Origin of the sequence: Methylobacterium sp. SD274 (genome assembly GCF_017355285.1) — a bacterium.
Classification (GTDB): Bacteria; Pseudomonadota; Alphaproteobacteria; order Rhizobiales; family Beijerinckiaceae; genus Methylobacterium.
The window spans coordinates 1-22,998 of record NZ_JADIJP010000045.1; the positions used below are offsets into that span (position 1 = coordinate 1).

Sequence of the window (22,998 nt, forward strand, 5' to 3'; positions counted from 1 at the left end):
GGCCCGGTAGCGGGAAGCGGGCTTTACGAGCTCCACGCAGCCCCTTGATCATGGGATGAGCATCAGGAGCTCTGACGATCATCGCCTCGATCTCGGCTACCACCGTCTCATCAAGGCCCATTCCTCTCATCGCCCGGATGTAGGGCTTCAACCGAACGACCTTCATCGGAAATAAATACTACATCGACGTGCTACGTCAATGTAGCAATTCCATGCTGCTGACGGCGCTACTTCAAGCCCTATCTCAGCTGTCGGCCGAGTGATGATGGCGCAGACAATCCTCGATTTACCAGAGCAGTCTGTCCTAGTTCCTACCATGAAATCCATCACGGCGGCACAGCAGCACGAGGAATGAAGCCTTCGTGAAGGACATCACCCCGAACGAAGATTCATCTGGGACATGAGCCCAAAAAAAATTCTGTCAGCTATTTCTTGCGCCTCATGCACTGATGCACAGATGGGATTATGGCGTAGAGGCTGAAACTACATCGATACGGAAGAGGCGCATGCAATGAGTGACATCAAGTCCGTTGAGGAACGTCTACGAATTCTTGAGATCAGTGAGAAAGCATCTTCGATGATGTGGGAGGGCTTTGCCATGTCTATCAAGGAAAACCACCCAAAGATATTCAATATGGCGAAATCTACTCTTCTCGAGCAGCTTACTGTTATGAGTCAAGATCCCAACGATCAGGGTGTTGTCGAACAAGTGAAATTCTGGCTCGACGAAGATCAGTAAAACTGGATGCATATGATAGGATCATTATATTGATCCTATCATATTCTACCGCGTAGAAGCATTCCTAATACACGCCAGCGATATGATCGCATCCCAAGGAAGAGTGCCTTGGAGCAGCGTTTAAGCAGATTCACGAACACCAGGGAACGCTATTTCGCAACCGTAACGATGATTCTGGAGCTCGCAGATGGCTTTTCTCCTCACCCGACGGGACATTTTCCGCAAATCGCGTTCGCATAGGCCGTTTGGGACATATTTTGCGGACAACGAGGGGACATTCAGGGGACATTTCGGGACATCCTGATTGCGAGAAATGTCCCCTGAATGTCCCGTCCAGATTGTTCGCATTGATCCTTATGGGACAATTTCGGACAAGCTGTCCCCGTTCAGCAAGGGTCTTTAGCCACAGATGTCCGGCGGCGATCTCCTCTGTCCTCACTGCGGTCAGCCGGCGACACAGCTGGTGACAGTTCACGGCATCAGGAATCGGTGCGTGCCGTGCGGACTCTGGTCGAGAGGCAGCAAGCCCTTGCGAGATGAGACCAGCCACAGAGCTATGCGTGCCCGCATAGTCGCTCGTCGGAATGCCCACACCACCCTCGACCTGCTCTGGAAGGAAGGCCTCATGGACCGGGAGACCGCCTACGAGCGCCTTGCCCAGGAACTCGGCATCGAGCGCGGTGCCTGTCACATGAGCAAGATGGACGTGGAGACGGCTCGACGTGTGCCGCCCGCAGTGAAGCTCATCCGGGCATCACTGCCGCGAAATCGCTGAAGCGCCCAAGCGCGAAATGCAAAAAGCCCTGCACGAGGCAGGGCTTTGTCTGACGTTAAGCGAGGCCGTCCTTCGCTGCTGCGTCTGGATCATCGGGCTTCTCCTGGGCCTTCTCAACCACGCTGGCATCATGGTCGATCTTTGGATCAGGAACCTTCAGGTCTGCGCCGTGCACGCGAGTATGGGTGCTATCACCTCCCTGGATGTTGGCATCCAGTTCGTGGCTCTGCTGGTGAGTCCGGTCGCTGTGGATCTCCGGCTTCTTGGGTTCTGTCATGTTCTCTCCTGTCATGTTGGGACAGGGCAGGTGGGTCGAGGCCCTTTCGGCGGCAAGTCTGTCGTCGATATGATCGACTATTCCAGCGCTCGCGCCCCCGTCTCCGGATCTGAGAAGGTGCCCACATGAGACAAGCCCTCCCAAAACTGCCGAACCTCGAAAAGGTCCAGGGCAAGGCTACCATCCGGGTGACCCCTGAGAGCCCCGTAGAGGCCTTTCCTGTGCCCACCCCTGTCCATGATACTCCGGTCGCGAAGAAGCGCCTGTCGGCCCCTCCCAGCCCCAAGGAGGCACCAACCAACCTTCATCTCTTCTCAGAGGGCTTCGTCGATCTGAATTTTAAGGTCCAGCCCGAGCTGCGTCACGCCTTCAAGGTCTACGCGGCCTCCAAAGGTATGACCGGCAAGGAGCTGCTGGAAAGCGCCTTCGAGCTCTACACTCGCGTGTTCCCATTAGGAGACGAGGCGGTGGAGATCCGAAGGCCGAGCGCCGAGCAGATGCGCCTGCGTCGCGAGAAACGGCAAGAACGTGAAGCTCGGATGACGAGGATCCGATCACACCAAGGATGAGGAACAGTCCCGCCTGGGCATCGTTCTGGCTCAGTTTGAGGAGATGCGACCGTGGCGATCAAGCTGGAAATCCTGGTAGACAACCCGCCCCAGAGCTGGACCCAGGATCATACGCCCGTTGTCCTAGGGGAAGCGCCCCGTAGCGGCGACTTCATCAGGGTCGAGGGAACATTGCGAAACGGTGTGGGGTGCAGCGTCGATGCCCTCATCACCCGCGTCACCCACATTCCAGCTGGCAATGTGAACGACGTGCAGGCGCTTATCGAGTGTGACGGCAGCGCAGACGGCTAGGGGATTGAGGACAGCCAAGCTTGAGTGCTGTAGGGAAACCTGGTGCCAAGGACGGGACCGGGAACGTGATGAGCACAGAAGGCACAGCCCTCGCGAGCTGCGCCAGCTTCTAGGACTTCGACCCGGTGACGAGGCTCATCAGAACCGACCCCAGAGCTCGTTCTCGGCGTAGGGCTCGCCCTGGGACACGCGCTTCCGTTCATCAATCTGGGTGAGGACGCGCCGGATGTTTTTGTCCGTCCACTCGATACCGCGAGAGGTCCGGTAGCCCTTCGCGTTCAAGCCCTCGGCGACGGCTCTGGCGGTTGTGCATCCGCTATCACGAAGCTCCTCGATCACCGGGATCAGTTCACGCATCTGCTTGTCGACCCGGGCCTTGGTAGCAGCGACTGCGAAGGAGCGAGCCTCAGGCAGGTTCGTGCGATTTCCGAGCGGCACCCCTTGGTCCTTGAGCTTCCGGAGAGCGGCTTTGGTGCTGATGCTGATCTGCTCGCCCTCACGCTGGGCACGCGCAGCTATGCTCATGATGGAAGCGTATGAGGTCCCTTCACCAGACCGGCAGCCGATCACCTTCAAGCGGCCCTGAGCAACAATCTTTTGCACGGTGTTCACGTCCCTGCTGAAGCGACCCAACTCGTCCACCAAGATCGTCGCTCCCTCTTCACGAGAGAGCTTGATCGCGTCCAGCACGCCGGGTCGGTTTCGGATGCTCGCCTCCTTCATTCCAGTCTCTACATCGCTAAACGTTCTGACAATCTCGTAGCCCTCATGCCGGGCGAACTCCCGGATCGCTACCATCTGGAGTTCCTGCCCGTGCCCGCTCCGCCCCTGCTTCTCGGTCGACACGCGAGTGTAGGCGATCGCCGGCTTGAGCTTCTTTCTCGTAGGTGTCTGGTCGTTCATAGGGGTGTCTGTATCTACTCATATCTAAACGATGGCCTTTAGATATGAGAGATTTTTGACCGTTTAGCAATGTGCATGTTCGTTCGAGATCTGGACAGTGTTTGGGCGTGTGAGGGATCACAGCTTGCCCGCGCAAACCCATGACGCGGGCTGCGCTAATGCTGTCATTCGAGCTCAATGATAAGACATCCGCTCTGCCGAACGGCTGCATACCTCTAGGACATGCCTCCCGCCCTCGCGGATCGTCGTGGGAATCTCTCGGCCGGCTCGCGCCCGTTGAGATTCTGACGCGACGAAACCGCCTTCTCCCCTTCTCGAAAACCACTTGTATCGGTCGGGGCGAATTTTTTGCCCCCTATGCCGGGTCCGCGCTTCATCCAAGCGGACCACTCGCGGTCGACGATCGTCACGACATTCGACAGGCTCTTGGCACCGCGCTGCCGGCGCTCGATGATCTCGATGAGGCCGAGACTCCGGGTCTGGCGCATGGCGTTCTTAGCCGTGCTGCGCGAGGTGCTGGCTCGGGCCGCGATGGCGTCGAGGAAGAGCCGACACGATCCGCGGGTGCGCACCTCGTCAGGGAAGATCTTGAGAACCGCAAATCCTTCCGTGCTTTCCCGGCCGGCATACCAAAAACAAATTACTGGTTGTCGGAAATATTTAACCGTCAAGTAGGTATTATTGTCTTACTATTATTTATGCGTTATCAGTTAAATACTTTCTATTATCTTCGTTTACTAAATATTTGTCCCTCAGAAATTCTAGTCTTGGATGAAATATCTTGTCTTTACGCCATTCTCGAAATAATACAACGAGCTCTTCAAGCTCCTCTTTCTTTTTTACTGCAGCTTTTATTTTATCTGTAACATTCTTGTTGCGATTTCCATATGTATTTAGATCGCCAAAAGCGAGCTCTGCTCTGTTTCGCAGTGCCTGTGACTTTAGACCATACTCGTCAGCAATTTCTTGAAGAACAACGTCTGGCTCCCCGCCGCTGGTTAGGGCATCCCGAAGCTCTTCGACTGCCGGCACGAACTTGTCAGACATGACCACCCCTTGTTGGCTACACTGTAATTGTGCCCCGTCCACGTGCAACTAGGCTATGAGCCGGCGCCGGAGCCCGTCGTGCAACGCTTTCCCGGCGGCCTTCAAGCTCGACGGTCGTGGAGCCAAGCGGGGAGTGGTGGAGCTCACGCGGATAGCCGTCGCCGTTGTGCACGACGTAGGCGAAGCCGTCGCCATGAAGGACCGCGTCGCGGGCGAGGAGACCGCGGAACAGGCCGGCGGCCGTCCAGGGATTCGCGCGACGGGACACGATGCGGGACGCGGGATGATCGGTAGCTGGCACCTAGCCGGTCGGGTTGGCCTTGAGGAGCCGGATGGGCAGGGTGGCGAGCGTTGGACTGATGAGGTCGACGACGTGCTTCACGGGCGGACAGCGCATGGCGGTTGAGACGTTGACGCGGAACTTGCTGGTCGTAGGCGATCCGCCGAAGGCCTCAATGAGCCAGGGCGCAGGCAGCGACGTGCCAGAGGTGGCGGCCTTGGTCTCAAGGGCGCTCGTCAAAGTTGTCGTAACGGCGCCGACTTGTGAACCAAATGCCATCTAATAACCTCTATTTTACATTTTTGGTATTTTACGATATCAAAAAAAGTAATGCTTATTATGGATTTCGCTATTATCTGGTATCGAAAATTTGCAGTTGAGGTCTTGAAATGCCGGTAATCGCGTTCGTGAGCCAAAAGGGCGGGGTCGGGAAATCGACGCTGGCGCGTGCCCTCGCCCGTGAGGCGGTGGCCGGCGGATTGTCGGTGCTAGTCGGCGATCTCGACGTGCAACAGTTGACGACGCTGCGGTGGTCGGCGCGGCGCCAGGCGGCCGGGTTGGAGCCAGCGGTTCCGGTCCAGGCCTTCGATACGGTGAGCGCGGCGTTTGAGGCCGAGGAGGGCGTTGACCTGCTGGTGCTCGACGGGCCGGCGAAGGCGAGCGCGGAGACGTTAGAGATTGCGCAACGGGCGGCGCTCGTCGTGATCCCGTCAAACCCCGGCGCTGACGATCTCGAGCCGACCGTGCTCTTGCTTCACGAGCTCGTCGGTGAAGGCATCCCAAAAGAGCGTCTAGCCGTGGCCCTGGTCCGTGTCGCTACGGATGCCGAGGAGGTCGCCGCGCGGGCCTATGTCGAGGCGGCCGGCTATGCGGTGCTACCAGGCGCCATTGCAGAACGGGCGGCGTATCGCGCGGCGCAAAGTGGTGGTGCGAGCCTCACGGAAGTTCGGTTCTCTGGGCTGGCAGAGAAGGCGGAACTTCTGGTTCAAGCAATCATTGATCGCGCTACCGTCTAATTGTATTTGGTAATTTACGGTATCAAATATTAACAGGTGTTCGCATGGCGACGGGTTTGGATAAGTTCAAAAAGACGAGCCCTTCAAAGACGGGCTTAGGCCTGCCCCCGGCGCCCGAAGAAGTGCGAGGGAACGTGAGGCCTAGGAGCGTTGCCGATCTTGTGCAGGAACGACGGGCCGAAGCGGACGCTGCAAAGGCGCTCGAGGTCGCCGACGCGGCGGCCGAGGCCGAGGCGGTCACGGTAGCGGCCGATGAGGCAAAGCCGGCGGCCAGGTCGAAGAAACCGAAAGGCCGGCCAAAGCTCGACTATGACACGCGACAGCTTGGCGCCCGCGTGAGCCTCGCAACGTATGACCGGATGCAGGCGATCACGAAGCGCGAGCGCGTCGGCCTTGGTCCGCTGGTCGACCGGATGGTGGCCGCATGGGAGGAGCAACGCCTCTCACAGGCCGAGGCGTTGGGTCCGCGCCTAGAGGGCGAGGATGACGACATCTACATTGCTCGGGTGTTTCGGCTGTAGACGATGACCCGCCCCGTGGAGGGGCGGGCTATGCAAATTCTTTGTTTGACGTAGGATTGTCAGGGACGCAGGTGGCCGCCCGCGTCCCTCTTTGGTGTCTTAGACGGGCATCATCACAAACGCGAAGGAGATGGCGAGTGTCGTCTCCTTCGCCGTTCGCTTGAACTCAAAGCGAATGGACGGCCATAGCGGGATCAACATCATTCCTCTTTCTGCCTTGCGGCACTGAGACGGGCGGGGAGCGTCGCCCCCCCACAAACCGCGTCATGGATTGCATGATGTGGAGAACTTCGCCCTAGCGCAACTATCAGGGGGGGAATCGAAAGATCACATCTGATCTCTCAGAGATTATGTTCCAAATATCTGAAAATAAATGCTTTTTTGCATGTCGAGTTCCCTTTAGGCGTTCTACCTCTGTTCCAATCGCGTGCAAAAATCGGTGGAGGGCGTATCCGCAAACCCCGTCCGGTCTGCCGAACGAAGCCCTCCGCACCACGCGGAGCTTTTTCATATCCCGCACCTGCGGCCAGGTCGTGCGAATCTCAATGCCGGCGGCCGATTTTGGCTCAACGAAGCCGCCTTTTCTGATCCTGATAGAACCTGAGTTTCCGTGGTGCTCGCTTTTCCGAACCCTATGCCTCGCTTCGGGGACCGGGCGAGCCACGCGGACCACTCGCGGTCGACAACCGTCACGCGGTTCGGGAGGTTCTTCGCGCCCGTCTGACGGCGTTCCTCGATGTCGACGAGGCCGAGGCGCTTGGCCTCGCGCATGGCCTTCTGTGCCGTTGTGCGGCCGACGCCAGCACGCGCCGCGATGGCGTCGAGCGGGAGGACACAGCGGCCCTTGTCCCGGCACTCGTCGCCCACGATGCGGAGCACCGCGGCCTCGCCCGTCGTGAACCTGGCCGCGAGCGCGGGCGGGAGGGGACCGGAAGCGGCCAGGCGTCGGCGCCGCTCGATCGCGACGGAGCGCACGGGCGGGCGTTGGGTGCGACGGGGAGGGAAGGCCGAAGGTCGGCCGGCGTTGCCAGCTACGGGATTCCGTGAGGCCTTGGCGACGGCCTGCCGGGCGTGGATGGCCTCGGCCAGGCGTTGCGCGTCATCCTCGGCGAGAGCGCCAGAGGAGAGACCGGACCAAATGGCTCGGTTGAGTTCGACGAGCGCCGTCGAAGAAGCCACCGCAATCGCGGCCTCGATCTGGTTCACAAACACGTCTCGCCCCATCATGGGGCCGCGTCAGGACAAACGATCTCGTTGAGAGAAGTCACCTTCTCCCTTGACGGCCGGGGCCGTGCGTGAGATTTTGAGGACTGTTCAGGTTCCTTCAAAACCACACCGATTTCAGAAGCCCTTCCGATCCGCCTGGCAGCGGGTTTGGAGGGCTTCTCTCGTTTTGGGCGTCAGCGGCTCGTTGCAGTGATCTCCAGGCGCACCTGCGCCGAATTGTTAACCGTGAAGGTTGCCGACGAGTCGGTCAACCTCGACCGACAGGAACCGGCTCGGATCGATGACGCCGAGGTAGAGCCACCAAGTCTTATGTGCGCCGCCCATGTGTTCGGCCTCGTTGAGGCTGGCGAACAGGTGCGGGTCGCACCGCTTCTTTCCCCACGCCAGCCACCGAACAAGGCACCGGTCGCTGCTAGGGATCATGATCTTGATGCGGGCGGTGGACTTGTCGGGCCAGTGCGTGAAGTCGGCCGGGAAGCGGCCACGACAGCGGTTCCACAAACTCTGCCGATGCACCTCTGTGACCGGCTCACCATACGTGAGCCCGTGCCCCTTTGGTTCGGGGGAGGTCGTCAGCCACACGCCGTTCTCGATCCGGTCGCGGGACAGGTTGATGCTCCCAAGCATCAGTCCCTTGTCGAGGATCGCAGGCAGGCTCTCTTTAGCGGTGTGATGGTAGAAAATCATAGGTGTCCCAGTGCGTATGCCGAAGGGACTTCCGAGGAACACCACTGATCCTAGGAAAGTCCAATGGCATCTCATGGCAGTTTGTTTCTGAGTGTTTCTGACGCCTAGCCGAGAAGCGTGTCGGGGATCGGCTCTCAGGTCATCTGCTTCAAACGCAATACGATCTCAGGGTGCGGCCGATGGATCAGCTCAAGTCCCGCTCAAACGCGAGCGACGCCAGAGCCTTCGTTAACGTTTCGTCAACCAAACACCCCCAACGTCAGGAGGGGCACGCATCTGTTGAGGGGCTCCCTTCACGTTAGCGGTGCCAGCAGGCCCCTCCCAGCGTGGGCTACCCCTCACCTACCAACGTTGGCCTCCGATCACATCGAGGGCGTTGGGATGGCTGCGGCGGAGCTCATTCAAGTCACATATCGTGAGATTGCCGAGAGCTTCGGTATCGGCATCGAAGGTGCCCGCATCAAAGCGAAGCGTCGTGCCGCAAAGGGCGAGTGGCGTCTCATCCCGGGCAACCACCCTCAAGATATCGTCCGGGTCGAGATGCCCGCTGAAGAGCTCCGTGCGGGTCCCATCAAACCCCAACGCTCTCCTCCCAACAATCCTGCCGATAGGGACCCAACGCCCCCACCCCAACATGAGACCCAACGTAAGGATACTAACGACTTAGAAGCGTTGGTTGCTGTGGTCTCTCAGCTCACATTGCAGTCGCAGGCGATGACCGATCGGCTGATCGAGGCTGAGCGCATGCGAGCTGAGGCCCAACGGGACACTGCAATCGCTCAGACCGAACTGAAGGCCATCGAGGAGCGTCTTGCTGCTCTTCAGGAGCAGCACCTGACTGAGCTGTTGGGTTTACGTGAGCGGATGGCAGCTGAGACGGAGCAGACCGGCAAAACTGTCGAGGATGCCAATGCGCGTGAGCGCGAGTTGCAGGCCCGGCTTGATGAGGCAAAGGGAAGCCTCGCAGCGATGCACGCACGATCCTGGTGGCGCCGGCTGGTTGGGTGAGGGCGCACAAGATGATGGATGCGACAGCTCACTTCCACCATTCGACGCTCCGCGAGCGGATCGTCGAGCACGTGTTCGTTGGCGACACACTGCGGTCGCTCTGGCGTCTCGGGATCTACGACGTCGAAGTCCTGCGCTCCGAGTTCGATGCCCACGGCTATGATCTGGTTCTCGCTCGCGGGCGCATTGTTCGACACATCCAGTTCAAGACCGGATCAGCGGCCAAGCCTGGTTCAGTTTCGATTGCAGCCTCACTCGCCGAGAAGCCGAGCGGGTGCGTGATTTGGATCAAGGTGCAGGCGGACCTGGAGATGGGCCCCTTTTTCTGGTTCGGAGGAGAGCCAGGTGAGCCGTTGCCGCAGCTCGACGGTTACGCAAATCCGCGACGTCCGACCCGAAACAAGGAGGGTGTCCGGCCGATCCGACAAAACCATCGAGAGGTGCCCGGCAAGCAGTTCCGTCAGCTAGCTACGCTCGAGGACGTGCTTGCTGCCTTATTCGGACCTCTGGTGCCGAAGGTAGCCCTTATGACTCTTCCTACGGATGATGATGACGAACACCACGCCCTACGAGGCTGAGCTGCTCGCTCTCGCGATCGAGAACAGCGAGCTGCGTCTCCAACTAGCTCATCTCCAGGACGAGTGCATCGAGCTCGCAGTCGATGGGGGCGAGCTTCACGCCGAGATATTGGCCTTGCGAGCACAGCTTGCTGAGCTCGTCGAGCAGCGGGACGCATGGCAGTCCGAGGCAGAACGCTTCCGTCCACCTTCACGAGTTTCAGCCCGATGAGCACTAAGCGACGGGGACGCCCGGATTTCGACGCACTGACTGAAGCCCAGCTCATTGCGGGACGGACAGCAGCACGCAGCGTCTGCCTGCCTGCCGTAGCTCCCCGGAGCCTCGGTGAGCTCATGGATGTAATCGACCATGTGACCGAGGTCGCGACCGGTGATCGCAGCTTTCTCTACCTGAAGCCGGGTTCTTCCCTTGTCGCTCCCGCTCAGACTGAGCGACAAGGTAAAGTCATTTTGTTATCAAAGACCACCCTTAGCACCAGGCATAGGTAGCGGCTCGTAACTTACATCACATCGACCTGTATGTGCAATAAAATCGACTTTGTTATTGTTTGCTCTATCGAACCATTGATGAGAAACAAGAACCTTATCAATATTATCAGTCTTAAATGGCTTACCATAAGTCTGTATAAGACGACTTTCTACTCTGCCACATAGTTTTGGGGCAGCCTTTAATATAATTGTTTCTAATAATTTTGATGTCTTTCCAAACCTAAAATACGTATTAAAGTGAATATCATCAGATTTATATCCACCTATAAGAAGGCTTTGATTATTAGATTTAGCTTCACTATCGTCTCTATATGTTGTTAAGCTTTTCCCTGAAGCTTCATTCACCTCATCCACCGTCATACCCCAGCGGGTATACTGCCAATCTGCATTAGCTTGCGTCACATACAATAAAAATACTACTGTATAAACGACATTTTTCATTTTTTATTCCACCAATTGATTCTTAACAGGCTGCATAATTTATCACATAATTTTGTTTATTAGATAATAATTATGTCTTGAATGCTTTACCACACGATGATCTGCGCGCAGATCACCAGCAGTCACCAATTAGGCAACTGCTGGCAGGTGAAGATCTTTATTCCAGGTCAGCGGCTTGTAGCTCGTCTCGAAGCTTCCTCAAGCGGCTTTTCACTCGCTCGCTTTCTTGACCGAAGCCTAGAGGCACATCTGCCATTCGCCGAAGCTCAATCTGCTCCTTCTGGTTTTCAAATGTATCCGCAGCGATGATAGCAGTAGGCTTCAAAGCATTAGTCGCATGAGTTTGATAGAATGTTTTTACAAGAAAAGTGCAGAGATCGACAAGCCTGTGTAGCGGAAGTTCCTCGCTCATTCGACTCCACTTATTATCTGGATTGCGCCAGACCTTTGCAGATAAGGCATCAGGATCATTAGGGTATCTCCATTGAGCTTGACCAATGGAGAGGTATTTAGCGTCGGTGTCGGCGCTATAGGGCCCATCGAACGGGGCGTAGGGCACCATAAAAATAGGAGTGTGCTTCAGCCAGGTGGGTGGGGGGTAATCCATCATGGTCTGCGAGGTTTCAGCAGTTGGCTTGGCGAGGGGGACCATGGGGCGCTTTCGGTTCAGAGCCACCGGGTGCAGCTCATGTTGAAGAAGATAGTTTGTGAATTTAGTTTGTAAAGTTGTTTTTAGAAAATAGTTTGTAAATCAAATTTGAAGATGGCGACGGTTGCGCTTCTTGACGAAGCCCAAGCGTTCCGTATCGTTCTGTTGAACGTTCGTTCGACAGAACGTGACATCGGGTGGAAGAGGAGCGGGCAGGTGACCCACGGCAAGTTCGTCGCCTATTACCGCGCCTCCACCGACCGGCAGGGCCGCTCAGGGCTGGGCCTTGAGGCCCAACAGGAGACAGTCCGCTCCTTCCTGAACGGCGGCTCCTGGAGCCTCGTGGGCGAGTTCACCGAGGTGGAGAGCGGCCGCTCATCAGAACGGCCCGAGCTTGCCAAGGCACTGACCCAATGCCGGATCAGAGGTGCCACACTGATCGTCGCGAACGTCTCGCGCCTCACCCGGTCGGTGGCGTTCCTCTCGCGCCTTCTCGAAGCTGGGGTCGAGGTCAGGTTCTGTGATCTACCGCAGATCGAGGGACCGACCGGACGGTTCATGCTCCAGCAGATGGTCGCTGTGGCCGAGCTGGAGGCGGGCCTTATTGGAGATCGCACGCGCAAGGCGCTGGCTGCTGCCAAGGCACGAGGCAAGAAGCTCGGCACCCCAGACAATCTGCGGCGGCAAGATGTTGGGCGTGACCGAGGCCGGGCAGCACGCACCCGCATCGCTGACGCACGGGCGCTCGATCTCGCCGAGATCATCAAGGACGTTTGCGCTTCAGGGGCATCATCGCTTCGAGAGATCGCGACAGGTCTCAACTCCCGTGGAATTCCGACCGCACGGGGAGGAACATCGTGGTCGGCCACCCAGGTGCAGCGGGTGTTGGACCGGGTGACCTGAGATCAGAAACAGCAGATTGGATGTCTGCCCAGTTGCTGCTCCTCATGGCCGCGTGACACAACCCGGTCCCAGGAGGACCGACCGTTCATGAATCATCAGACGCTTGCATCGTTCATTTGGTCGGTCGCCGATCTGCTGAGGGGAGACTACAAGCAGTCGGAGTATGGCCGGGTGATCCTGCCATTCACGGTTCTGCGGCGACTTGACTGCGTGTTGGAGGGCACCAAGGCCGCTGTCCTCTCTGAGTTACAGACGAAGACCGCACTGGGCCTCAACCCAGAACCCTTCCTGCTCCGTGCAGCTAAGCAGGGCTTCTACAACACCGATCCGCTCGATCTCGCGAGGCTGATGGGCGACCAGGACAACATCCGCGCCAACCTCATCCGCTACGTCGAGGGCTTCTCACCTGCGGTGCGAGACATCTTCGAGCAGTTCGAGTTCCACGCCCAGATCGACCGGCTCGCCAAGACCGGGCTGCTCTATCAGGTGACGGAGAAGTTCGCCCGGATCGACCTGCACCCGTCGAAAGTCGACAACACGGCGATGGGCCACGCTTTCGAGGAACTGATCCGGAAGTTCGCAGAAATCTCGAATGAGACGGCCGGCGAGCATTTCACCCCGCGTGAGGTGATCCGGCTAATGGTCAACTTGCTGTTCGTCGAGGATGACGAGGGTCTAACCAAACCCGGCATCGTGCGCACGATCTACGACCCTACGGCCGGAACAGGCGGCATGTTGTCGATCGCGGGCGAGTATCTCGCCGAGCACAATCCGAAGGGGCACCTGACCATGTTCGGTCAAGAGTTGAACCCTGAGTCCTATGCGATCTGCAAGGCCGACATGCTCATTAAGGGGCAGGACATTGGCAACATCGCTCCCGGCAACACGCTGTCGGAGGACGGCCATACGGGACGCCGCTTCGACTACATGCTCAGCAACCCGCCTTTCGGCGTCGAGTGGAAGAAGGTCGAGAAGCAGGTCCGCGCCGAGCACGAGCAGAAAGGTTTCGACGGGCGCTTTGGGCCCGGGCTTCCGCGCGTGTCGGACGGATCGTTGCTGTTCCTTATGCACCTCTTGTCGAAGATGCGACCACGTGAGGAAGGCGGCTGCCGCTTCGGCATCGTCCTCAACGGCTCGCCCCTGTTCACAGGCGGCGCCGGCAGCGGGGAGAGCGAGATCCGCCGCTACGTGCTCGAGAACGATCTGGTCGAGGCGATCGTCGCCCTGCCCACCGACATGTTCTACAACACCGGCATCTCTACCTACGTCTGGATCCTCAGCAACAAGAAGCCTGAGGCCCGGCGCGGCAAGGTCCAACTGATCGACGCTAGCTCGTTCTGGCGCAAGATGCGCAAGACGCTGGGCTCCAAGCGCAAGGAGATGTCGGACGAGCAGATCACCACGGTGACGCGGCTGTTCGGCCAATTCATCGAGGTGCGGCTTGCGACGATGTTCGACGACGCAGGCAAGGAGGTCGGCCGCAAGATCGTGCTCGAGGGCGAGGCGGAGCCCGCGGCGCCTGATGGCGGCAAGGTCAAACTCGCTCCGCTCTCGCGCATCTTTCCCAACAGCGCCTTCGGCTATCGCACCATTACGGTCGAGCGACCGCTGCTCGACGAGGGTGGCAAGCCCGTGCTTGGCCAGCGTGGCAAAGCCAAGGGCAAGCTACAGGCGGACTCGAGCCTGCGTGACACCGAGAACGTGCCGCTCGACGAGGACGTCGAGACCTATTTCAAGCGCGAAGTGCTGCCGCACGCGGGTGACGCGTGGATCGACCACGAGAAGACAAGGACCGGCTACGAGATCCCATTCACACGGCACTTCTACGTGTTCGAGCCGCCGCGGCCGCTCGCCGAGATTGACGTCGACCTTGACGCCGTGACAACGCGCATCAAGGCGATGCTTGAAGGGCTGGCGGCATGAGCTTCCCAGCGTATTCGAGCTACAAGGACAGCGGCACACTCACGCTTGGGCTATTGCCCACCAGATGGGCCGTTGGAGCGCTTAAATGGCATCTAGCACGGAACGACGGCGGCGTGTGGGGCAACGATCCGTCCGGTAATGGTGATACCCTCGTCTTGCGCTCCACCGAGCAAACGCAGGGTGGTTTGTGGAAGCTCGACGACCCCGCATTTCGGAGCCTGACGGACCAAGAGAAGCAATCAAGCACCCTCCGTGTCGGAGATCTGTTAATCACCAAATCAAGCGGAAGCTCTTTGCACATTGGAAAGACCACTCTTGCGGATAATATAATTGACAGTATGAAGTGCTGTTACTCAAATTTTATGCAAAGATTACAAGTAGATAGCTATTTTATACCAAAATATATGTGGTATATTCTTAATAGTGGCGTAGCTAGAACGCAATTTGGGGTTTTATCGAACTCAACGACGGGCCTTGCTAACCTAAGTGCAGGCCTCATCGGCTCAATTTCCGTTCCGATCCCATCGATCTCAGAGCAGGATGCTATTGTAACCTTCCTAGACCATGAGATGGCCAAGATTGATGCACTAATTGAGGAACAGCGACGCTTGATTGTGTTGCTAAAGGAGAAGCGGCAGGCTGTCATCTCCGGCGCCGTCACCAAGGGTCTCAACTCTGACGTCCCGATAAAGGACAGCGGCGTCGAGTGGCTTGGCAAGGTGCCAGCGCATTGGGACGTCATTCGGATCAAGCACATCGCTCGGATGGAAAGCGGACACACACCCGATCGCAAAGTGGCAGCTTACTGGGAGGACTGTGACATCCCATGGGTATCGCTCCATGATACCACCTATCTAAAAAATCACGACTACATTTCGAAAACCGCTCAGCAAGTAAATGCACTCGGCATCGAGAATTCGTCTGCGCGTCTCCTTCCACCTGGTGTAGTTGTTTTCTCCCGCGATGCTACGATCGGCCGATGTGCCATCACAACCTGTGAAATGGCTGTTTCTCAGCACTTCATCGCTTGGGTCTGCAGCGAGCGAGTCAATGCGGAATTCTTGTTGCTGTGCTTGCGAAGCATGGCCGGTGAACTTGAACGATTGACGGCAGGTGCCACGCTTAAAACCATCGGTATGCCCGATGTTCGCACGCTGACTGTCGCGATCCCGGATATAGCGGAGCAAGAAGCAATCGTCGCCTGTGTGCGACGCGCAGCCGAGCAGATCGATCAGCTTATTCGAGAGGCCGAGGCGGCGTCGATTTTGCTACAGGAGCGGCGTGCCGCGCTGATCTCTGCCGCTGTCACAGGCAAAATCGACGTCCGCCCGTCAGCTGCGGTTCTAAATTTCCCGGTTGATCGGGTGCGTGCCCGACGCCTTGTCGCCACTGAAGTCATTGAGCGGTTAGCGCATCAGCCGACCTTCGGGCGGACCAAGCTTCAGAAGATCCTTTACTTGGCTGAAACCCACGCCAACATCAACGAACTCGCTGGATGCTATATCCGCATGCCCTACGGTCCTTTGGACCAGACGATGATCAATGAGGTGGAAAATGGATCCCTTGAGGCAGGATTCATTGTCGATGACCCGGGGGATCGCAAGATGGTGCGATATCATCCTGGTCCTGTAAAGGGGCGCTCTCGTGACGAGTTAGCCCAATGGCTTGGCGATGAACGCATCGCCAAGCTTGACAAGCTCATCACTGACTTCGCCGACCTCGATACTCGCGCTGCCGAAGCCGCTGCGACGCTCTACGCTGTTTGGAACGACGCTATAATCGACGGCGAGACACCAGCAGACATGGAGATTGTCCTCGCCGTCCTGTCCGAGTGGCACCCTGAGAAAGCCAAGAACTTCGGCATTAACGAGCTACAGACGCGGCTCGATTGGATGCGCCGTCACGGCTTTGTGCCCAGCGGTGCCGGCTCGAAGACATCGACGGGCAGGCTGTTCGCATGAGGCAGACAGTCGGCCGTTCTCTGGAGCTTTACTACATCGACGGGCGCCCGGATGGCATGGTCGCGGCCGAGGTGTTCAACTGGACGGGTCACGTCCTGATGTTTCCGCGCACGCAGTTGAACGCCGCTCTGGCGCGCCCGGAGGCGGGCTATGCCGGCGTCTACCTGCTGCTTGGAGATCAGGAGGGAGATCCGTTCGCCTATGTTGGCGAAAGCGAGGACATTGGCGCACGCATTCGGCAACACGACGTGCAGAAAGAATGGTGGACGAGCGCAGTGCTTGTGACGGCGTCCGCCAACAAGCTCAACAAGGCGCATGTGCGCTACCTCGAAGCACGTCTAATCGCCCACGCGAAGGCAATCGGGCACACCCCACTCGACAACCTCACCGCTCCAGTGCTTCCAACATTGAGTGAGGCGGACATCGCTAAGATGGAGGCGTTCCTCGAAAACCTCCTTATCGTGCTGCCGGCGGTGCGGGTGGATATGCTCATCCAGCGAGCCCGGCCGGTGGCTCAGGCTGCTCTCGCTCACTCGAACATCACCTCTCGTCAGCTAGGAGCTGATCATACGCGTTTCGTGCTGGAGGCCCGCAGGCATGGTCTGCGGGCCTCCGCAGTGCTGGTTGACGGCGAGTTCGTTGTCGAGGCCGGCTCAATGAGCAAGCTCGAGTGGAGGGGGCTGAAGCATCATTCCTATGCGCCGCTCTATGCGGAGCTCCGCCGTTCTGGCGTCCTTATGGAACAGGGCGGCCACTGCGTCTTCACCCAAAACTATGCGTTTCGCAGTCCGAGCGCCGCAGCGGCTGCTGTCAATGGCAGGGCGTCAAACGGGCAGATCGATTGGCGCACTGAAGATGGCGTGCTGACTTATCGTGATTGGGAGGCACGGCAGCTTGCCGCTCAAGCGGGAGTTTCAGCTTGAGTCTACACAAGGAGATCAGCTTCGAGGACGAGATCTGCGAGCACCTCGCGGCGCATGGTTGGATCTACGAGACGGGCAGTGCTGCGAACTACGATCGTCCGCGCGCGCTGTTTCCCGCCGATCTCATCGCATGGGTGCAGCAGACGCAGCCGAAGGCTTGGGAGGCGCTCAGCCGCAGCCAGGGCGTAGGCGCCGCAGCGGCGCTGCTCGACCGCGTGCGCAAGCAGATTGACGATCGCGGCGCGCTCGATGTCATCCGGCACGGTGTCGACATGTTGGGCGTGAAGGGGCGCATCGAGCTCGCGCAGTTCCGACCGGCCTTCGGCACGAACCCGGTCATCATCGCGGCCTATCAGGCGAACCGGCTGCGTGTCGTCCGGCAGCTGCGCTACTCCTCGGCGAACGAGAACTCGATCGACGTCGCGCTGTTTCTAAACGGCGTGCCCGTCGCTACCCTCGAGCTAAAGACGGACTTCACGCAGTCGATCACTGACGCGATCGACCAGTATCGCTTCGATCGGCTGCCGCAGGCGAAGGGACAGGCGCGTGAGCCGCTGCTGTCGTTCCCTGGCGGCGCGCTGGTGCACTTCGCGGTAAGCAACAGCGAAGTGCACATGACGACCAAGCTCGCCGGCCCAGCGACGCGCTTCCTGCCGTTCAATAAGGGCGACCATGGCGGCGCCGGCAACCCGGTGAACCCGAATGGGCACCGCACGTCCTATCTGTGGGAAGAGGTCCTCGCACGCGAGAGCTGGCTTGAGATCCTCGGCCGCTACCTCGTTGCCCAGCGCGACTCAAAACGCGCGATCACCGGTCTGATCTTCCCGCGCTACCATCAGCTCGACGCGACGCGGAAGCTCGCGGCTGCAGTGCGCGTCGAGGGGGCAGGCGGCAAATATCTGATTCAGCACTCAGCCGGCTCCGGTAAGACGAACTCGATCGCGTGGGCGGCACACTTTCTCGCAGACCTGCACGACGCGGCGGACAAGAAGCTGTTCTCGACGGTGATCGTGGTCTCCGATCGCAACGTCATCGATTCCCAGCTGCAGGACGCGCTATTTGGCTTTGAGCGCACTACTGGCGTCGTGGCGACCATTCGGAGCGAAGGCGGTGCCAAGAGCGGGCAACTCGCCGAGGCGCTGGCGCAGGGCAAGAAAATCATTGTCTGCACCATCCAGACCTTCCCCTTTGCGCTCGACGCAGTGCGGGAGCTCGCGGCGACGGAGGGCAAGCGCTTCGCGGTGATCGCCGACGAGGCGCACAGCTCACAGACCGGTGAGGCCGCTAAGAAGCTCAAGCAATTGCTCTCCCCGCAGGAGATTGCCGACCTGCAGGATGGCGGCGAGATGAGCGCCGAGGACGTCCTCGGGGCCCAGATGGCCGCGCGCGCGGGAGAAAGCGGCGTCACCTACGTCGCCTTCACGGCGACCCCAAAGGCTAAGACCCTCGAGCTGTTCGGCCGCAGACCGCATCTGGATCAGTCGCCCGGACCCACCAATCTGCCGGCCGCCTTCCACGTCTACTCCATGCGTCAGGCGATCGAGGAGGGCTTCATCCTCGACGTGCTGAAGAATTACACCCCCTACCGCCTCGCCTTCCGCCTCGCGAACAAGGGACAGGAGTGGGACGAGCAGGAGGTCGAGCGCAGCGCAGCTCTCCGGGGCATCATGCAATGGGTGCGGCTACACCCTTACAATATCGCGCAGAAGGTGCAGATCGTCGTCGAGCACTTCCGTGAGAACGTGCAGCCACTGCTTGCGGGCAAGGCCAAGTCTATGGTGGTGCTTGCAAGCCGCATAGAGGCGGTGCGCTGGAAGCTGGCCATCGACGCCTACATTAAGTCCAAGAACTATGACCTTGGAACGCTAGTTGCGTTCTCAGGTGAGGTGCCGAACCCAGAGGCAGATGACGAGCACGTTACCGAAGGCAGCGCATCGCTGAACCCCGGCCTCAAGGGACGAGAGATCCGCGAGGCTTTCGCCGGCGCCGATTATCATCTCCTGCTTGTTGCCAACAAATTTCAAACCGGCTTCGACCAACCGCTGCTGTGTGGGATGTATGTTGATCGACGGCTTGGGGGCATCCAGGCGGTGCAGACCCTCTCGCGTCTCAACCGCGCGCACCCGGGCAAGGACACCACCTACGTCCTCGACTTCGTGAATTCGTCTGAAGAGATCCTGACTGCCTTCCGCACCTACTACGACACGGCGGAGCTCGAGGGCGTCACCGACCCGAACATCGTTCTCGACTTGAAGGCCAAGCTCGACGCAAGCGGCCACTACGATGAATTCGAGGTGGACCGGGTAGCCGCGGTGGAAATGAACTCGAAGGCGAAGCAGGGCGACTTGATCGCGGCGATCGAACCGGTGGCAGATCGCCTACTGAAGCGCTTTAAAGCCGCCCAGGAGCACCTGCTGCGTGCGACAGAGCGGGAGGACGGCAACAGCGCAGGCGAAGCCAAGGACGAGCTCGACGCGCTCCTACTGTTCAGGAGCGACATGGTCGCCTACCAGAGCGCCTACAGCTTCCTGTCGCAGATTTTTGATTACGCCAACACCGCGGTCGAGAAACGCTTCCTCTTCTACAAGCGCCTAGTCCCGCTGCTGGAGTTCGGCCGCGAGCGTCCGGGCGTCGACCTCTCGAAAGTGACGCTCACGCACCACAGCCTCAAGAACGAAGGCCAGCGTCGGCTCGACGTTTCCGGGCGCGATGAGACCAAGCTCACTCCGATGACCGGCATGGGCTCGGGTTCGGTGCAGGAGAAAGAGAAGGCGCTTCTCGCCGAGATCATTGAGCGCGTGAACGACCTCTTCGGCGGTGACACTACGGACGGCGATCAGCTCAGCTACGTCACGACGTTACGTGACAAAATGCTAGAGTCGAACGCGCTGGTCACGCAAGCCGCGAACAACACGAAGGCGCAGTTCGACAATTCTCCTACGCTGCGAAGCGAGCTGATGAACGCCATCATCGACGCCTTCGAGGCCCACGCGTCGCTGAGCAAGCAGGCCATCGGCTCGGAGAAGGTGCGAGAGGGCCTGAAGGATGTGCTTCTCGGACCGGCGCAGCTCTATGAAGCGCTGCGGGCGCGAGCCGAGGAAGAACCGGTTGATGCCTAGGGCGATCAAGGCCTATGTCGCCGGCGGAAGCTGATTGAACTTTTCGTTTTGGGAAAAGGCCGCAGGCGTGACAGACGGCGTTTACATGATCCGCGATGACAACACGCTGGTCGAAATGCGTTCGAGCCCTTTCGAGAGTGAGGACCTGCTTCAGAGGCTTCTAGCGAACCACCCCAGCTTGATCGCTGGTGATGCCGTTGATCCAACGAACCCACGTCGCTGGCTGCTGATCGCGCGCGAGCAGACTGTGCCAGGTGAAGAAGGTGGCTCTGGCCGCTGGTCACTCGACCATCTCTTCGTTGACCAGGACGGTGTGCCCACTCTCGTTGAGGTGAAGCGTGCCAGTGACACGCGAGGACGACGCGAGGTCGTAGCCCAGATGCTCGACTACGCCGCAAATGGTGTTGTTTACTGGCCCCTTGAGGCAATCCGGGAGCGGTTCGAGCGCACGTGTGCGGCGGCTGAACGTGATGCAGACGAAGCGCTCCGTGAGCATTTAGGACGCCCTGAGGCCGACCTTGAAGAGTTCTGGCGTGTCGTGGATGTGAACCTGCGAGCGGGCCGCATCCGGATGGTGTTCGTTGCGGACGTCATCTACCCCGAGCTCAAGCGGATCGTCGAATTTCTGAACGCCCAGATGAGCCCAGCTGAGGTCATTGCTCTCGAGATTAAACACTACGCCGGGCAGGGGCTACGCACGTTGGTCCCACGCCTAATTGGACGCACAGCAGAAGCTGAGCGGCGCAAGGGCACGGGTTCGACATCCGCCAAGGCAGTTCCCCGGCCTGCGGTATCATATGAAGAGTGGTTCACCCTGTTTGCCGAGCAGCGCGGACCTGGTGAGGCGATGGCCGCTCGCGCGATCTATGATTGGTGGGTGGCTCAGGGCGGTGTGTATGAGGTGACTAGCGCGCAGAAACCGTCGCTGATCGTCAAATTCGTTCACGACCGCGGGCATTGCTGGCCCTCGGTCATGAGGATGAACGGCCGGGTAACGACAGCCCTATGCTACGTCATGAAGAGCCCGCCCTTCGACAACGTCGAGGTTCGTCGTGAGGTGCTTGCGACGCTCGAAGAAACATTCGGCCAGCGCTACGGGGAGCGGGCGGTCGACGGCGAACCCTATGTGCCTCTAGCACTGCTCCAAGAGGCAGCGGCGCGAGAGAAGCTGTTCGCGATCTGGCAGTCGCTTATCGACCGGATCCGCAGCGGGACATAGTCCTAAGCGCCTCTTGGTTCAGATCGTCTCGTAGGCGAAGAAAAGCGTGATCGTAGAAAGGCTGAAGAGGCCGATGATGAAGCAGATGTCGGCGACTCGCTCTAGCCGGAGAGCGAGGGGACGGTCTTCATCGAGGCGCATCGAGAGATACGAGGCCACCGCACTGGCAAGGAACAGGATCGCCGTCAGCGAAACGGCCTCGTCCACATGAGTCGGGCCGATCTGGGCCTCGGCGATTTTCACCAACCCAACCAGCGTCGTGCAGACCCCAATCATCGTTCCCGCGGCAGGCAGGATGTGCTGGGACAGGGCACGGGGGGCATGCCCGCGGTTTAGGCCTCGTCTCTTCATGCGGAGCTCCGGCGCTTGGAGGGTTCAGGCCGGATCAACCACCGCATGAGGGGTAACCCGGTCTTCGAGGCTTCAGCGCCTGCCTGCCCTCGAACTCCATCGAGATCTATTCGATTGAGATGTGAAGCGCATTGAGTGCGCTGGAAAATACGCGACGTTGGCGCATGGCGGCATCCGTGGTGTTCGTAGCAGTCGTTGCCACCGAAATCGCTCCCGCCTCTCAGCGCTGCCCTGTAGCGATCCTCGGTCTGCCTTGAACGTCCCATGCAGGAGCAGGTATCCTTGGTCGCACTGTGGGACCTTCCTCTCAGTGAAGGGGACCTCGGCGGTCAGCCTCGAGGCGCTCTGCCACCTTCGTGAGGTCGTCCTGGCTGATGTTGCGTAAGGCGGTGAGGAAGCCATCGAGCGCCTCCTCCAAAGTCTGCCCCTTAGCCCGCGCAAACTCTTGCATCTTCGCAAGCTCCGACTCGGAGAAGCGCTGGCCTGTGAGGTGCTCAAGCTCCTGAAAAGCCACCAGAGGCGCAAGCAGGTCACGGAGGCTCATCGCTGAAATTCTCGGCTTGTCATCATCATCAACGGAGAGGGAGCTCGAGGCAGCACAAAACCGACAACGATCTAAGATCCGAGTGCTCGACGCACGGCATCTGGCTCACGCTCGATGACACGTAGGAGCGCTTGCATCGCCGCGTCAGGTCGGCGGCGTCCCTGCTCGTAGGACTCCATCGTCCGCGCCGAGATGCGGAACCGCTGTTCAAACTCCTTGGTCGATGCAGCTACCGTTCGCCTGATCGCCTTCACCCGCTCAGGGGTGATGAGATCGTCTTGCACCTCGTAGCTCTGGGCCTCGACCTCACCACGCAGATAAGCGGCCATCTCCTGAAAGGCCTCAACCAGATCATCGCCGACTCGGGACCCAGTGGACTGCTGAGTGCTCTGCGTCATGGCTCGACTCCTTTGATGCTCGCGATCGCCTCGAGGATCGCCTTGCGCTGCTCCGGTGATAGATCGTCTCGCTCATTCTTCGGGTAGGCAGTCATCATGAACAGCACGCCGGGAGCGATCGCGACGTAGTAGATCGTGCGGCCTCCTCCGCTCTTACCTC

At 59.1% G+C, this 22,998-nt stretch carries 25 protein-coding genes; 14 read left to right on the top strand and 11 right to left on the bottom strand.

Annotated features, from left to right (window positions below; genetic code table 11):
- The first annotated feature begins 511 nt into the window (after nt 1–511).
- Both IPV08_RS22945 and IPV08_RS25130 read left to right on the top strand, forming a co-directional pair.
- A complete protein-coding gene (locus IPV08_RS22945; protein WP_207413986.1) occupies nt 512–739 on the top strand; it encodes a hypothetical protein in 228 nt (75 codons plus the stop codon).
- Between the two features lie 556 nt (nt 740–1,295).
- A complete protein-coding gene (locus tag IPV08_RS25130; protein ID WP_018046175.1) occupies nt 1,296–1,514 on the top strand; it encodes a zinc-finger-containing protein in 219 nt (72 codons plus the stop codon).
- A gap of 55 nt (nt 1,515–1,569) precedes the next feature.
- On the opposite strand, the gene IPV08_RS22955 is transcribed toward IPV08_RS25130, so the two are convergent.
- Nucleotides 1,570–1,791, bottom strand: coding sequence for a hypothetical protein (locus IPV08_RS22955; RefSeq protein ID WP_018046176.1), 222 nt, complete (start codon nt 1,789–1,791; stop codon nt 1,570–1,572).
- A gap of 125 nt (nt 1,792–1,916) precedes the next feature.
- Here IPV08_RS22955 and IPV08_RS22960 point away from each other — a divergent pair, with 125 nt between their 5' ends.
- Both IPV08_RS22960 and IPV08_RS22965 read left to right on the top strand, forming a co-directional pair.
- A complete protein-coding gene (locus IPV08_RS22960; RefSeq protein WP_207413989.1) occupies nt 1,917–2,360 on the top strand; it encodes a hypothetical protein in 444 nt (147 codons plus the stop codon).
- Between the two features lie 51 nt (nt 2,361–2,411).
- Nucleotides 2,412–2,651 carry a hypothetical protein gene (locus tag IPV08_RS22965; RefSeq protein ID WP_207413991.1) on the top strand — a complete coding sequence of 80 codons (240 nt, stop codon included), beginning with the start codon at nt 2,412–2,414 and terminating at the stop codon, nt 2,649–2,651.
- Between the two features lie 138 nt (nt 2,652–2,789).
- Here the strand turns inward: IPV08_RS22965 and IPV08_RS22970 are convergent, their stop codons facing one another.
- The 3 genes from IPV08_RS22970 to IPV08_RS22980 form a co-directional block, all read right to left on the bottom strand.
- The gene (locus IPV08_RS22970; protein ID WP_207413993.1) at nt 2,790–3,554 is read right to left on the bottom strand and encodes a recombinase family protein; all 765 of its coding nucleotides are present in this window, start codon (nt 3,552–3,554) and stop codon (nt 2,790–2,792) included.
- Between the two features lie 696 nt (nt 3,555–4,250).
- Complete coding sequence (locus IPV08_RS22975; protein WP_207413995.1) at nt 4,251–4,601, bottom strand: hypothetical protein; 351 nt, start codon at nt 4,599–4,601, stop codon at nt 4,251–4,253.
- A gap of 301 nt (nt 4,602–4,902) precedes the next feature.
- Nucleotides 4,903–5,121: a hypothetical protein gene (locus tag IPV08_RS22980; protein WP_207413997.1), complete on the bottom strand. Its 219-nt coding sequence runs from the start codon at nt 5,119–5,121 to the stop codon at nt 4,903–4,905.
- A gap of 149 nt (nt 5,122–5,270) precedes the next feature.
- On the opposite strand from IPV08_RS22980, the gene IPV08_RS22985 reads away from it, so the two are divergent.
- Both IPV08_RS22985 and IPV08_RS22990 read left to right on the top strand, forming a co-directional pair.
- Complete coding sequence (locus IPV08_RS22985) at nt 5,271–5,897, top strand: ParA family protein (RefSeq protein ID WP_207413998.1); 627 nt, start codon at nt 5,271–5,273, stop codon at nt 5,895–5,897.
- Nucleotides 5,898–5,941: 44 nt separating this feature from the next.
- Nucleotides 5,942–6,418, top strand: coding sequence for a hypothetical protein (locus tag IPV08_RS22990; RefSeq protein WP_207413999.1), 477 nt, complete (start codon nt 5,942–5,944; stop codon nt 6,416–6,418).
- Between the two features lie 507 nt (nt 6,419–6,925).
- Here the strand turns inward: IPV08_RS22990 and IPV08_RS22995 are convergent.
- Both IPV08_RS22995 and IPV08_RS23000 read right to left on the bottom strand, forming a co-directional pair.
- Nucleotides 6,926–7,624: a hypothetical protein gene (locus IPV08_RS22995; RefSeq protein ID WP_348646181.1), complete on the bottom strand. Its 699-nt coding sequence runs from the start codon at nt 7,622–7,624 to the stop codon at nt 6,926–6,928.
- Between the two features lie 240 nt (nt 7,625–7,864).
- Nucleotides 7,865–8,374, bottom strand: coding sequence for a hypothetical protein (locus IPV08_RS23000; RefSeq protein ID WP_207414003.1), 510 nt, complete (start codon nt 8,372–8,374; stop codon nt 7,865–7,867).
- Between the two features lie 339 nt (nt 8,375–8,713).
- Here IPV08_RS23000 and IPV08_RS23005 point away from each other — a divergent pair, with 339 nt between their 5' ends.
- Both IPV08_RS23005 and IPV08_RS23010 read left to right on the top strand, forming a co-directional pair.
- Nucleotides 8,714–9,340: a hypothetical protein gene (locus IPV08_RS23005; RefSeq protein ID WP_207414004.1), complete on the top strand. Its 627-nt coding sequence runs from the start codon at nt 8,714–8,716 to the stop codon at nt 9,338–9,340.
- An 11-nt stretch (nt 9,341–9,351) separates the two neighbouring features.
- Entirely contained in the window at nt 9,352–9,918 is a 567-nt protein-coding gene (locus IPV08_RS23010; protein WP_210348679.1) for a hypothetical protein, read from the top strand.
- A 456-nt stretch (nt 9,919–10,374) separates the two neighbouring features.
- On the opposite strand, the gene IPV08_RS23015 is transcribed toward IPV08_RS23010, so the two are convergent.
- Nucleotides 10,375–10,848: a hypothetical protein gene (locus IPV08_RS23015; RefSeq protein WP_207414008.1), complete on the bottom strand. Its 474-nt coding sequence runs from the start codon at nt 10,846–10,848 to the stop codon at nt 10,375–10,377.
- A gap of 157 nt (nt 10,849–11,005) precedes the next feature.
- The gene (locus IPV08_RS23020; RefSeq protein ID WP_207414010.1) at nt 11,006–11,500 is read right to left on the bottom strand and encodes a DUF6530 family protein; all 495 of its coding nucleotides are present in this window, start codon (nt 11,498–11,500) and stop codon (nt 11,006–11,008) included.
- 213 nt (nt 11,501–11,713) lie between these two features.
- On the opposite strand from IPV08_RS23020, the gene IPV08_RS23025 reads away from it, so the two are divergent.
- The 6 genes from IPV08_RS23025 to IPV08_RS23050 all read left to right on the top strand — a co-directional run bounded on the left by IPV08_RS23025 (nt 11,714) and on the right by IPV08_RS23050 (nt 21,545).
- Nucleotides 11,714–12,400 carry a recombinase family protein gene (locus IPV08_RS23025; protein ID WP_207414030.1) on the top strand — a complete coding sequence of 229 codons (687 nt, stop codon included), beginning with the start codon at nt 11,714–11,716 and terminating at the stop codon, nt 12,398–12,400.
- Between the two features lie 87 nt (nt 12,401–12,487).
- Entirely contained in the window at nt 12,488–14,323 is a 1,836-nt protein-coding gene (locus tag IPV08_RS23030) for a class I SAM-dependent DNA methyltransferase (RefSeq protein WP_207414012.1), read from the top strand.
- Nucleotides 14,320–16,284 (top strand): restriction endonuclease subunit S, encoded by a 1,965-nt coding sequence (locus IPV08_RS23035; RefSeq protein ID WP_207414014.1) that lies wholly within the window; start codon nt 14,320–14,322, stop codon nt 16,282–16,284. The genes IPV08_RS23030 and IPV08_RS23035 overlap by 4 nt, the downstream gene beginning before the upstream one ends.
- Nucleotides 16,281–17,207 carry a GIY-YIG nuclease family protein gene (locus IPV08_RS23040; RefSeq protein WP_207414015.1) on the top strand — a complete coding sequence of 309 codons (927 nt, stop codon included), beginning with the start codon at nt 16,281–16,283 and terminating at the stop codon, nt 17,205–17,207. Before IPV08_RS23035 ends, IPV08_RS23040 begins: the two co-directional genes overlap by 4 nt.
- The gene (locus tag IPV08_RS23045) at nt 17,204–20,326 is read left to right on the top strand and encodes a type I restriction endonuclease (RefSeq protein WP_207414017.1); all 3,123 of its coding nucleotides are present in this window, start codon (nt 17,204–17,206) and stop codon (nt 20,324–20,326) included. Before IPV08_RS23040 ends, IPV08_RS23045 begins: the two co-directional genes overlap by 4 nt.
- 85 nt (nt 20,327–20,411) lie before the next feature.
- Nucleotides 20,412–21,545 carry a hypothetical protein gene (locus IPV08_RS23050; RefSeq protein ID WP_207414019.1) on the top strand — a complete coding sequence of 378 codons (1,134 nt, stop codon included), beginning with the start codon at nt 20,412–20,414 and terminating at the stop codon, nt 21,543–21,545.
- An 18-nt stretch (nt 21,546–21,563) separates the two neighbouring features.
- On the opposite strand, the gene IPV08_RS23055 is transcribed toward IPV08_RS23050, so the two are convergent.
- From IPV08_RS23055 to IPV08_RS23065, 3 genes are all read right to left on the bottom strand, one after another.
- Nucleotides 21,564–21,896 carry a hypothetical protein gene (locus IPV08_RS23055; RefSeq protein WP_207414021.1) on the bottom strand — a complete coding sequence of 111 codons (333 nt, stop codon included), beginning with the start codon at nt 21,894–21,896 and terminating at the stop codon, nt 21,564–21,566.
- A gap of 307 nt (nt 21,897–22,203) precedes the next feature.
- Complete coding sequence (locus IPV08_RS23060; protein ID WP_207414023.1) at nt 22,204–22,440, bottom strand: hypothetical protein; 237 nt, start codon at nt 22,438–22,440, stop codon at nt 22,204–22,206.
- A gap of 71 nt (nt 22,441–22,511) precedes the next feature.
- Complete coding sequence (locus tag IPV08_RS23065) at nt 22,512–22,838, bottom strand: type II toxin-antitoxin system MqsA family antitoxin (RefSeq protein ID WP_207414029.1); 327 nt, start codon at nt 22,836–22,838, stop codon at nt 22,512–22,514.
- Nucleotides 22,839–22,998 lie beyond the last annotated feature (160 nt).